We start from the raw sequence: 12,337 nt of genomic DNA, 5'->3' as shown, positions 1-12,337 counted from the left end.
ACAGTTCCCCAGCGCTTCCTCTGAAGCAATCGTCCCCTGCCGACACGGCTGAATGGGAGAGATGCTTTGGTGTCAGGGAGATGAGGCGGTCGGTCCGGGGGTTCGGCAATCGGGGCGCCTAGGGAAGCGGGACGGGGGAAACCATGTGCGAAAACTGCAAGACCGGACTTGATCGTCGTTCCTTCCTGACGCTGGCCGGCTTCGGCGCGGCGGCTCTTGCGACCGGACTGACGGCGACCGGGCTGACCATGTCCCAGGCGCGCGCCGCGGGCGGGCCGACCACGACGCTGACCGCCGACCAGGCGCTCGCCAAGCTCAAGGAAGGCAACGAGCGCTACGTCGCCAATGCGCAGCTCTGCGCCGCCGACCTGACCCATCAGCGCGAGCATGTCTCGCACGGCCAGGCGCCCTGGGCGACGGTCATCTCCTGCGCCGACAGCCGCGTGCCGCCGGAACTGCTGTTCGGCGGCCTCGGCCTCGGCGAACTGTTCGTCTGCCGCAACGCCGGCAACGTGGTCGATATCGACGTGCTCGGCACGATCGAATATGGCGCGGCCGTGCTCGGCTCGCCGCTGATCGTCGTCATGGGCCATTCGAGCTGCGGCGCCGTCGCCGCCGCCTGCGACGTGGTCGCCAAGAACGCCACCTATCCCGGCTCGATCGGCCAGATGATCGAGCCGATCGTGCCCGCGGCGCTCGCCGTCAAGGACAAGGGCGGCGACTTCGTCGACGCCACCGTGCGCGAGAGCGCCAAGCGCTCCGCCGCGCGCCTGCCGTCGCGCAGCCCGGTCGTCTCCGACCTGGTCGCCAAGGGCAAGGTCAAGGTCGTCGCCGCCCGCTACGACCTCGAATCGGGCAAGGTCGAATTCCTCGCCTGACCGACGCGCCTCCGCTCATGCAACGGCCCGTTCCGGCACGCCGGGGCGGGCCGTTTGCGTCGCGCCGGCGCCCCGACTTGACCGCGCCGCGGCGGCGGTCCCTCATCCTCCTCCAAGCCGCCCGACGGGCGGGAACAAGAAGACCGGGGGATGATCATGACGAAGACCGCATCGGCGGGCGCCAAGGGCGGGACGGACCGCCGGCTGCTGGCACGGATCGCGACGGTCTTCGCCCCTGATTCCAAGAAGTCCGGCAAGCTGGCGCTCGACCGCGTCCGGTCGCGCGCGGCCGACGAGGCCGACGGCGCGGTCCTGACGGCCCTGATCGAGGCCGACCCGCGTGTCGCCACCTTTCTGACCGGCGTCTTCGGCTCGTCGCCCTACCTGACCGATCTCGCCGCACGCGATCCCGCCCGGCTCGGCCGCATCCTGACCGCCGAACCGGAGCGGCTGATCGACGATCTGGTCGCCGCGGCGCGCACGGCACGCGCCGAGGACGAGGCCGCCCTGATGGCCCGCCTGCGCCGTCTGAAGCAGGAGACGGCGCTCGCGCTCGCGCTCGCCGATCTGGCCGGCGCGCTGCCGACGCTGGCCGTCACCGAGGGTCTGACCCGCTTCGCCGATGCCTGCCTGTCGGCCGCGGTCGACCATGCCCTGCGCGAGGCGGCCGGCCGCAGCAAGATCACGCTGATCGATCCGGACGAGCCGGCGCGCGGGTCCGGCCTGATCCTGCTCGCCATGGGCAAGCAGGGCGCCTATGAGCTCAACTACTCCTCCGATGTCGACCTGATCGTCTTCTTCGACCATGCCCGCGTGCGCGACCGGCTCGCCGATCCGGACGAGGCCGTCGACCTCTTCGTGCGCATCACCAAGCGCATGGTCAGGATCATGCAGGAGCGCACCGCGGACGGCTACGTGTTCCGCGTCGACCTGCGCCTCAGGCCCGATCCGGGCGCGACGCCGATCGCCATGTCGGTCGATGCCGCCCTGCAATATTACGAGAGCATGGGCCAGAACTGGGAGCGCGCGGCGCTGATCAAGGCCCGCCCCTGTGCCGGCGACATCGCGGCCGGCGAGGCCTTCCTGAACGAGATCCGCCCCTATATCTGGCGCAAGTATTTCGACTATGCCGCCATCGCCGACGTGCATTCGATCAAGCGGCAGATCCACGCGCATCGGGGCCATGGCGACATCGCCGTGGAGGGTCACAACGTCAAGCTCGGCCGCGGCGGCATCCGCGAGATCGAGTTCTTCGTGCAGACCCAGCAGTTGATCGCCGGCGGCCGCAATCCGCGCCTGCGCGGGCGCGCGACGCTCGCCATGCTCGACGAACTGGTCGATCTCGGCTGGATCGGTGCCCGCGTGCGCGACGAGCTGGCCGAGGCCTATCTGTTCCTGCGCGCGGTCGAGCACCGCATCCAGATGGTCGCCGACGAGCAGACCCACACCCTGCCGGAGACGGCGGAGGGGGTCGGCCGCATCGCCCGGATGATGGGCTTCCGCAACCGCGCCGACTTCGCCGCCGCCCTGCGCCAGCGGCTGGCCTGCGTTCAGGGCCACTATGCCCATCTGTTCGAGAGCGCGCCGGAGCTCTCCTCGGGCCGCGGCAATCTCGTCTTCACCGGCGACGACGACGATCCCGGCACGATCGAGACCCTGTCGCGGCTCGGCTATGCCCGCCCCTCGGAAGTGACCGCCGCCATCCGGGCCTGGCATTTCGGGCGCTATGCCGCGACCCGCTCCACCGTCGCGCGCGAGCGGCTGACCGAACTGACGCCGGCCCTGGTCGAGGCGCTGGCCGCCACCGCCAATGCCGATGCGGCCTTCCTGGCCTTCGACCGCTTCGTGGCGCGCCTGCCGGCCGGCATCCAGATCTTCTCGATCCTGGTGTCCAATCCGCGCCTGCTGTCCCTGTTCGCCGTCATCATGGGGTCCGCGCCGAAGCTCGCCGAGACCCTGTCGCGCCGCCCGCGCGTCATCGACGCCGTGCTCGAGCCGGCCTTCTTCGACGTGGTGCCGCACGAGGCGGAACTGAAGCGCCGGCTCGAACAGTCCTTCGCCGAGGCCGCATCCTACGAGGACCTGCTCGACCGTGCGCGCATCTTCGCCCAGGAGCAGATGTTCCTGATCGGCGTGCGCATCCTGACCGGCACCCTGTCGATCGGCCAGGCCGGCGTCGCCTACGCGACCCTGGCCGGGCTCCTGGTCGCCGCGGTGCTCGGCCATGTCGAGACCGAGATGGCGCGCGTGCACGGGCGCATCGCCGGCGGTTCGGCGGCGGTGGTCGCCATGGGCAAGCTCGGCGGGCGCGAGATGACGGCCGCCTCCGATCTCGACCTGATCCTGGTCTACGATTTCGAGACCGACGCCGACATGTCCGACGGTCCGAAACCCCTGATGGCCGGACAGTATTATGCCCGTCTGACCCAGCGCCTGATCGCCGCCCTGTCGGCCCCGACCGCCGAAGGGGCCATCTACGCGGTCGATTTCCGCCTGCGCCCATCCGGCAACAAGGGGCCGGTGGCGACCAGCCTCGCCGCCTTCCGCGACTATCAGGCCCGGGAGGCGTGGACCTGGGAGCGGATGGCGCTGACCCGGGCCCGGGTCGTCGCCGGCCCGCCGGCCTTCGCCGCCGTGGTCGAAGGCGCCATCCGCGAGGCCCTCGCCCGCCCGCTCGACCCGGACAGGCTGCGCGCGGACGTGGCCGAGATGCGCGGCCTGATCGAGGCCGAGAAGAAGACGCGCGACATCTGGGACATCAAGCAGCATGCCGGCGGCCTGGTCGATCTCGAATTCATCGCCCAGTATCTGATGCTCCTGCATGGCCCGGCCGAGCCGGCGCTGTTTGCGACCAGCACGGCGGTCGCGCTGGAGCGCCTGGCCGCCCGGGGCCACCTTGCGCCCGACGATGCCGAGGTGCTGACATCGGCCCTGCGGCTCTATCAGGCGCTCACGCAATGGCTGCGCCTCGCCCAGGACGGCGCCTTCGATCCGAAGACGGCGCCGGGCGGTCTCGTCGACCTGATCGCACGCGCCGGAGAGGCGCCCGACCTGCGCGTGCTCGCCGCGCGCCTGCAGGATACCGAGGCGGCGGTGCGCGGCTGTTTCGAGCGCATCATCGGCCGCCCGCGTGCGTGACCGGGAGGCCGGGCGGCCGGCCGCATCGCGGCCCCCTGCCGGATCGCACCGCCGTGCCCGGGGAACCGGCCGACGAGCCGGGCCCGCACCGGGTCAGCCGCGCCCGGCACCGCGCCAGCGCGGCCACCGCAAGGCCCGTCGGATCGCCGCCACCCAGACCGGCGCGGCGACCTCTTCGTCGAAATGGTGGTCGAGCGGGTCGCGCGCCCGGAAGCGGTCGGCGACCAGACCGGTCGCCGGATCGGTCCAGGCGGCGGTCAGATCCAGAAAGTCGATGCCGCGCAGGCGGCACCCCTCCCCGACGGCCTGATTGAAGCGCCGCGTCAGCGCGGTCCGCTCGCGCAGGGTGGCGGTGATGTCCCGGCGCATGATCGAATGCGCACGGTGATGGTCGCTCCCCTCCACGGTCGGCAGGGGCGCCGCCAGGACCAGGATCCTGCGGTATCCGGCGGCCAGGACCTCATCCAGGAAGGACAGATAGACGGTGACCGACCGGGTCAGTTCGTCGGCGGGATCCGTCCCGGCCGCGGCCGCGCGCAGCCAGACGGCCGAATTGCAGTCGACCTCGCCGAGCAGGAAGACCGGCACCACGCGCGGCGCCGGCGGCAACAGCGCCTCCAGGTATTTCAGTCGAGCGCCCGTGGCGGAGCGTGGATTGCCGAGGCCGCGCGCCGTCGCGCCGGCGACCAGGACGCACCGGGCATGCCGCGTGCCGAACAGTCCCGCCTTGTAGCCCTTCCAGATCGGAGCCAGATGGCTGTCGCCGCAGAACAGGAGCGACGCCTGCAGCGGCAGCAGCCACCGCGCCAGCGCCCGTTTCCAGGCGCCCCGTTGCCCGGGTCTCCAACGCCGACGCGCCGCCCTGCCAAAGGCCTTTCGATCGTCTCCCGGCTCGTCGTCCTGACCGGCGGCTGCGTCTGGCATCGATGGCTCCGTCATTTTCCGAACCGGAGGTTTACGCAACGGCGCGATCGCTCCTTGTTTCCATTGATATTTCAAAAGCGGTTTGCCAGAAAACGCCAGTTACTAAATTAACGAACCGTAATATTGCAGAGAGCATCGCGTAAGGTCAGTGTCCCTAATCTCAGCCTCGACGCTGAGGCTCCGACCGGGAGCCGGCCAGCAGGCCGCCGAAGGGGCGGCAAATGTTTGAATTGGAGGACACCGTGAGAACCTGGGCAAAAGTGCTAATCGGCGCGGGATTGGCCGCGACCGCCGCCGGCGGGATTGCCTACGCGCAAGGTCAGTTCGGCCAGTTCGGTCCGGGCATGATGCGCGGCGCCAAGATGGAGCGCATGTTCGATCGCCTCGACACCGACAAGGACGGGGTCGTGACGATCCAGGAGGCCCTGGCGCTGCCCGATCTGAAATTCGACGATGCCGATACCAACAAGGACGGCTTCGTCGACCGGACCGAGATCGATGCTGCCATCCGCAAGATGATGGTCGACCGGGTGATCGCCCGCTTCGATGTCGACGGCGACGGCAAGGTGTCGAAGGAGGAGGCCGAGAAGCCGTTCAAGAAGCGCTTCGCCATCTTCGACCGCAACGACGACGGCAAGGTCACCAAGGACGAACTGCGCCTCGCCGGCCCGGGCTTCGGCCCTGGCGACGGCTTCGGGCCCGGCCCGGGCGGCTGGGGTCACCACGGCGGCGGCCATCATGGCTGGGGCGGCCCCGGCTGGGGTCCTGGTCCCGCCTGGGGTCCGGGTCCGGGCGCCGGACCGGGTCCGTGGGGCGCCGCGCCCGGCGGATGGGGTCACGGTGGCTGGGGTCACGGCGGCTGGGGCTACGGCAACTGAGCCGAGCCGGGCCGCGTGACGGGCCCGAAACGAAGCGGACCGCCCGTCGGCGGGCGGTCCCGATCGGGTCGATCCGCGTCCCATGCGGAACCCTGCCGCCCGTGACGGGTTATTCTACAGAACCGAAAGGATCCGGTCGAACTTCCGCCCACAATGCCGTCGAGACTGAGCTCGACTGGACGGGCGCCAAGGATTCGCCGAAGTGCCTTCAGTTCGGATAGAACCATCGTGGCGAGACCAGGCCCGCCTGATTGGCCGGTCCGCGACGCGTTTGAGATATGCCGGGCCGTCAGGCGGCCGGAGCAGGGAGTCACCCGCATGAATAGGATTTCGGCATTTGTGGTGTCGGCGGCCGTTCTCGCCGGCCTCGGCTCCGGCGCGGCGCTCGCCGCGACGGGCACCAAGAAGACCCCCGAAGTGAAGGTGGAGCGTCTGCTCGCCCGCTACGATACCGACAAGGACGGCATCGTGACGCTCGACGAGGTCCGCCAGCGCGTCAAGCTCGCCTTCGACAAGGCCGATGCCGATCACGACGGCAAGCTGACCAAGGCCGAGTATGACGCGGCCCGCCCGAAGGCGAGCCAGGCCAAGCGCGAGAAGACCTTCAACAAGCTCGACGCCAACCATGACGGCGCGATCACCCTCGAGGAGATCGAGGCGAAGACCACGCACCGCTTCGCCAAGTTCGACCTCAACCACGACGGCAAGGTCACGCGCGACGAGGCCCTGACCCGCCTGACCGAAAAGGCCGCCAAGAAGGCCAAGAAGGCCGGCTGATCGCCGCCCCGACCGACGATGGACTGACGAGATACGGCAGGGCGCCTTTCGGGGCGCCCTCAGATTGCTGAAGAACGCGTCGGAACGCGATCAGATGCGGGTCGTTTCAACTCTGTCATCCCCGGGCTTGTCCCGGAGATCCAGACTTTCCAAAGACTTAGCCATCGCACTGGATCCCCGGGACAAGCCCGGGGATGACAGAATGGCGGGTTCGGAGTGATTTTCAGCAGCCTGAGGGCGCCTTTCGGGGCGCCCTTTTCGTTTGGGTCCCGCCAAATCGCCCAGAATCAGCCGGGCGCGACGGGGATTGCCGGGGCGACCCGGGATCACGCCGCGCGGCGGTCCCGGCGCACCGCCGGCGCCTTGGGCAGGCGCAGCGACACGATCGTGCCGACGCCGACGGTCGACGAGATCTTCATCGCGCCGCCATGCAGTTCGACCAGCGAGCGCGCGATCGCCAGGCCGAGGCCCGAGCCCTTGTGGGTCTTGGTGAACTGGTTGGCCACCTGGACGAAGGGTCGGCCGAGCTTGCGCACCTCGTCGCGCGGAATGCCGATGCCGGTATCCTGGATCGACATGGTGATCGCGCCCGAGACCGCGCGCACCTTGATGGCGACGCGCCCCCCGGCCGGCGTGAACTTCACCGCATTGGACAGGAGGTTCATCAGGATCTGCTTGATCGCCCGGTGGTCGGCCGTGAAGGTGATGCCGGGCTCGATCTCGGTCTCGACCGCGATCCGCTTGTCCTCGGCGAGCGGCAGCAGGACGCGGGTGGAGTCCTCCACGATCTCGTCGAGCCGGATCTCCTGCGGCTCCAGCGCCAGCGCGCCGGCCTCGATGCGCGACATGTCGAGAATGTCGTTGATGACGCGCAGCAGGAAGGTGCCGCTCTCGTGGATGTCGCGGGAATACTCGACGAACTTGTTCGGTCCGAAGGCGCCGTTGACGCCCTGCGTCATGATGTCGGAGAAGCCGATGATGGCGTTCAGCGGCGTGCGCAGTTCGTGGCTCATATTGGCCAGGAAGTCGGACTTGATCTTGTTCGCCTCCTCGGCCCGCGCCTTCTCGCCGGCATATTTCTCGGCCATCTCGACCAGTTCCTGCGCCTGACGCTCCAGGGCCTGGCGCGACTGGCGCAGATCCGAGACGGTGCCCATCAGGCGGCGCTCGCTGTCGGTCAGCCGCTCCTCATGGCGCTTCAGCTGGGTGATGTCGGTGCCGACCGAGACGAAGCCGCCGTCCTTGGTGCGCCGCTCGTTGATCTGCAGCCAACGCCCGTCCTCGATCTGGGCCTCGTAGGTGCGCGAGCCGTCCTCGGGCGGGCCGTCGGCCGGGATCGGCGTATGCACCACCGGCTGGCGCGCCGACAGCATCACGTCCGAATAGGGCGTTCCGGGCTGGACGGCCGCATCGGCGAGATTGTGCAATTGCTGGTACTTGCTGTTGCACATGACCAGGCGGTTGTCGGCATCCCAGAGCACGAAGGCTTCCGAGATGGTCTCGATGGCATCGCGCAGGCGCAGATCCGCGGTCGCGCTGCGCTCGGCGATCTGCCGCTGCTCGGTCACGTCGGTGGCGATGCCGATCAGATGGCGCGCGCCGGTCTCCGGGCGCTCCACCACCTCGGCGCGGATGCGGAACCACAGCCACTGGCCGTCCGAACGGCGCATCCTGACGACCGTATCGACCGTGTCCGTCTCGCCGCTGCGCAGGCGGCGCGCGAGGGCGACGATGTCGATGTCGTCGGGGTGCAGCAGCCTCGCCATGTCGGCAAAGCCGATGATCCCGGTCTCCGAGCGCCAGTCGAGCATCTCGAACATGGACGAGGCCCAGAAGATGCGATCCTGCGACAGGTCCCAGTCCCACAGGCCGCAGCGGCCGCGCCGGAAGGCGGTCTCGGCGCGGGCCGTGGTGTCGCGATGCAGACCGTCGGTCGCGGCCGCCCGTTCGATCTGGGCGAAATAGGCGTAGGTCAGCACCAAGAGGATCAGCGCCATGCAGGTGAACATGACCACGTTCGAGCCGAGGCTGGCGCGCCAGTCCGCGAAGACCGCCTCGAAGGTCTCAATCACCGCGACCGAGCCGAGCTTCGGGTCCAGATGGGCGACGGCCGCGAAGGCGGTCTCGCCGGTCGCGAGCTTCAGTTCCATGACGCCGGCGCGCGTGCCGAACGTGGTCAGCGGCTGGGCGGCACCGAAGATGTCGATCAGCGAGCGCCCCTCGAAGCGCGCGGCGCGCGGCACGCTCGCCAGCACCCGCCCGGCGGCGTCGGCCAAGAGCACGATGCGGCGTTCGGGATCGGCGCTCGGCGGCGCCGCCTCGGCGACCGCCGTCCGCAGCGCGGTCGCGGGGCCGACCGCGACGATCGGGTTTTCCGGCCGCGCAAGCGCAGCCGACACGGTCGCGGCGATCAGGCCGGTCTCGTCGCGCGCGAAGGTGTGGCGGATCTGATACTCGTCGAACAGACCGGCCGCCCGCACGATCGCCACATAGGCGATGAACAGAATGATCAGAACCGGAATGGATCGCTTCAGGATCGGCTCAGCCTTGAGGAGTTGGTAGTAGGCCGGACCCGCCAGGAGACGGATATGTCCGGCCAATCGCAAATCTCGCCCGAACATTACGGTCATCCGTGAACGAATCCACAACGATGCCTGGGCAGCCCCCGCCCACGCCATGGAATGGCCCTTCGATGCTTGTGATTGTTATTTCGAAGACTTCGGAACGACCTTCGAATCACCCCGATTTGAATCCAGCCGCACCCGCTTGTCCAGCCTCGTTAGCACCTTTTTAACCATTGTGGCGGGGCCGAGTCTTTCCGGTCACGCCGCGGTACGCCGCTGCCGCCCGGGCGGCGTTCCGCCTGCCTTTTCAATATGTTGGCTGGCTATTGCAGGCAGCGTGCGGCAATGTCGGCGACATCGCGGGACAGGCCCGGAGCGGCGGCCACCCGCTTCAGTTCGACCTCCGCCTGCGCCCGCCGCCGACCCTCCAGCGCCCGCCACGAGCGGAAGGCCGAAAGGAGGCGCGCGGCGACCTGCGGGTTGCGCTTGTCCATGTCCAGGACCATATCGGCGACGAAGCCGAAGCCGGCGCCGTCGGCCCGGGCGAACTGGGTCTGGTTGCCGGTGGCGAAGGTGGTGACCAGCGCCCGGAACCGGTTCGGATTGGTGAAGGAGAAGGCCGGATGCCCGGTCAGCGCCCGCACCCGGTCGAGCGTGGCGGCCACCGGCGCCATGGCCTGGACGACGAACCACTTGTCGATCACCAGGCTGTCGCCCTCGAAGCGCCGGTAGAAGTCCGCCAGCATCGCGCCCGCGGCCGACGAGCCGTTCAGGACCAGGGCCGACAGGGCGGCATAGCGATCGGTCATGTTGTCGGCCGCCTCGTAATGGGCGACGACGCGTGCCTCGGCGGCCGGCCCGCCGACCAGCAGCAGAAGCTCCAGCGCCATGTTGCGCAGCGACCGGCGGCCGGCCGAGGCCGCATCGGGCGCATAGGCGCCGGACGACGCCAGCCCGTCATAGAGCCCGGCGAGGACATCCTCGGCCCCGGTCGCAATCGCCCGGCGCAGGGTCTCGCGGGCCGCATAGACGCGATCCGGATCGACCTCGGAGCCGATTTCGCGCGCAATGTCCGCCTCGCCGGGCACGCCGAGCACCAGCGCGCGGAAGGCATGGTCGAGCCGGTCGTCGCCGGCGATCTGCCGATAGGCGTCGATCAGGCGGGCGTCGATCGCCATCGCGCGACCGTCGCCGAGCGCCTTGCTGCCTTCGACCAGGGTCCGGGTCGCCAGCGTCTGGGCCGCCTGCCAGCGGTTGAACGGGTCGGCATCGTGGGCGAGCAGGAACAGCTGGTCGTCGGTGTCGAGATTGACCGACAGCTTGACCGGCGCGGAGAAGCCGCGCAGCAGCGAGGGGACCGGGCGGGCGCCGACGCCGCTGACCACCACCTCGTGGCGCGGCTCGGTCAGCAGCATCACGTCGCCGGCGACCGCGACGCCTTCGATCGCGCCATGATCCATGTCCTCGCCATTCGGCCCGACCAGGCCGAAGCGGACCGGGATCGCCATCGGTTCCTTGGCGGCCTGGCCCGGGCTCGGCGGGCAGGTCTGCTCGAAGGTCAGCCGCAGGGTCTTGGCGGCGGGATCGTAGGCCGTCGAGACGGCGAGTTCCGGCGTGCCGGCTTGCCGGTACCAGAGCATGAACTGGGTCAGGTCGCGCCCGGTCGCGTCGGCGAAGGCGGCCAGGAAATCCTCGATCGTGGCCGCATCGCCGTCATGGCGTTCGAAATACAGATCCATGCCGGCCCGGAACCCGTCCGGCCCAAGCATGGTCTTCAGCATGCGCACCACCTCGGCGCCCTTCTCGTACACGGTCGCCGTATAGAAGTTGTTGATCTCGCGATAGGTTTCCGGGCGCACGGGATGCGCCAGCGGACCGGCATCCTCGGGGAACTGGTGGCTCTTGAGGAGCTTCACGTCCATGATCCGCTTGACCGCGCGCGAGCGCTGGTCGGACGAGAATTCCTGGTCGCGGAAGACCGTCAGGCCCTCCTTGAGGCAGAGCTGAAACCAGTTCCGGCAGGTGATCCGGTTGCCGGTCCAGTTGTGGAAATACTCGTGCGCGATCACGCCCTCGATATGGGAATAGTCCGCATCGGTCGCGGTCTCGCGCGCCGCCAGCACGTATTTGTCGTTGAAGACGTTGAGGCCCTTGTTTTCCATGGCCCCCATATTGAAGTCGCTGACCGCGACGATCATGAAGATGTCGAGATCGTATTCGAGCCCGAACGCCTCCTCGTCCCATTTCATCGAGCGCTTCAGCGAATCCATCGCGTAAGCCGCGCGCTCGACCTTGCCGTGCTCGACATAGATCTCGAGCGCCACGTCGCGCCCCGACCGGGTCACGAAGCGGTCGCGCAGCACGTCGAAATCGCCGCCGACCAGGGCGAACAGATAGCTCGGCTTGGGATGCGGATCGTGCCAGACGGCATAGTGCCGGTCGGTGCCGGGAATGTCGCCGCCCTCGATCCGGTTGCCGTTGGCGAGCAGATAGGGCGCCTCGGCCTTGCGCGCCTCAATGCGGGTCCGGTAGACGGCGAGCACGTCGGGCCGGTCGAGGAAATAGGTGATCCGGCGGAAGCCCTCCGCCTCGCACTGGGTGCAGTAGTTGCCGCTGGTGCGGTAGAGGCCCATCAGCTTGGTGTTGAGCGCCGGTGCGATGCGGGTGACGATGCGCAGCGTGAAGGCGCCGGCCGGCGGATCGAGCAGGACCAGTTGCGACGGACCGGCCTCGTAGGCGTCGGGCTTCAGCCGCGCCCCGTCGACCTCGACCGCCACCAGTTCGAGTTCGTCGCCGTCGAGCGCCAGCGGCGTGCCCGGCGCGGTCCCGTCGCGCCGTTCCAGACGCAGGTCGGCGGTCACTTCGGTGGCTTCCGGATCGAGGCGGAAATCCAACGCCACCGTGCGGATCGCATAAAGCGTCGGCCGATAGTCCGCGAGGCGGACCGGCTCGATGCGCGGCGTGTTGGCAGACATGTCCATCATCGGGGCTCTCTGATCGGGGTCCGGCCGCGCCGTCGGTTCAGGCCGCGGTCCGAAGCATGTGAAGGCCCTTTTAGAACATGACCGCTCGGATCGGAAAGCCGTCACGCTCGCAAGGTATTGCACGGCCTGCAGCGTAGCCGCGTGCGGCCGGCACGCCTTGAACCATGTCATGGACCGGCCGAATCCCGGCCGCG

7 protein-coding genes are annotated in these 12,337 nt (G+C 69.0%); 4 read left to right on the top strand and 3 right to left on the bottom strand.

Features of this window, described 5'->3' with window-relative positions:
- Nucleotides 1-143 precede the first annotated feature (143 nt).
- Nucleotides 144-878 (top strand): carbonic anhydrase, encoded by a 735-nt coding sequence (locus ABB55_RS21880; RefSeq protein ID WP_054360712.1) that lies wholly within the window; start codon nucleotides 144-146, stop codon nucleotides 876-878.
- 156 nt (nucleotides 879-1,034) lie between these two features.
- Nucleotides 1,035-4,016 carry a bifunctional [glutamine synthetase] adenylyltransferase/[glutamine synthetase]-adenylyl-L-tyrosine phosphorylase gene (locus ABB55_RS21875; protein ID WP_054362225.1) on the top strand — a complete coding sequence of 994 codons (2,982 nt, stop codon included), beginning with the start codon at nucleotides 1,035-1,037 and terminating at the stop codon, nucleotides 4,014-4,016.
- A gap of 93 nt (nucleotides 4,017-4,109) precedes the next feature.
- Here the strand turns inward: ABB55_RS21875 and ABB55_RS21870 are convergent, their stop codons facing one another.
- Nucleotides 4,110-4,940 (bottom strand): hypothetical protein, encoded by an 831-nt coding sequence (locus ABB55_RS21870; protein ID WP_054360711.1) that lies wholly within the window; start codon nucleotides 4,938-4,940, stop codon nucleotides 4,110-4,112.
- Between the two features lie 242 nt (nucleotides 4,941-5,182).
- On the opposite strand from ABB55_RS21870, the gene ABB55_RS30495 reads away from it, so the two are divergent.
- Nucleotides 5,183-5,818: an EF-hand domain-containing protein gene (locus tag ABB55_RS30495; RefSeq protein WP_160321290.1), complete on the top strand. Its 636-nt coding sequence runs from the start codon at nucleotides 5,183-5,185 to the stop codon at nucleotides 5,816-5,818.
- Nucleotides 5,819-6,136: 318 nt separating this feature from the next.
- The gene (locus ABB55_RS21860; protein ID WP_160321289.1) at nucleotides 6,137-6,595 is read left to right on the top strand and encodes an EF-hand domain-containing protein; all 459 of its coding nucleotides are present in this window, start codon (nucleotides 6,137-6,139) and stop codon (nucleotides 6,593-6,595) included.
- A 326-nt stretch (nucleotides 6,596-6,921) separates the two neighbouring features.
- On the opposite strand, the gene ABB55_RS21855 is transcribed toward ABB55_RS21860, so the two are convergent.
- A complete protein-coding gene (locus ABB55_RS21855; protein WP_244472097.1) occupies nucleotides 6,922-9,195 on the bottom strand; it encodes a PAS domain-containing sensor histidine kinase in 2,274 nt (757 codons plus the stop codon).
- A gap of 287 nt (nucleotides 9,196-9,482) precedes the next feature.
- Nucleotides 9,483-12,134 carry an aminopeptidase N gene (pepN, locus tag ABB55_RS21850; protein ID WP_152982286.1) on the bottom strand — a complete coding sequence of 884 codons (2,652 nt, stop codon included), beginning with the start codon at nucleotides 12,132-12,134 and terminating at the stop codon, nucleotides 9,483-9,485.
- Between the last annotated feature and the right edge of the window lie 203 nt (nucleotides 12,135-12,337).

Origin of the sequence: Prosthecodimorpha hirschii, from assembly GCF_001305515.1 — a bacterium.
GTDB lineage: Bacteria > Pseudomonadota > Alphaproteobacteria > Rhizobiales > Ancalomicrobiaceae > Prosthecodimorpha > Prosthecodimorpha hirschii.
This window is presented reverse-complemented; position numbering and strand designations above follow the sequence as displayed.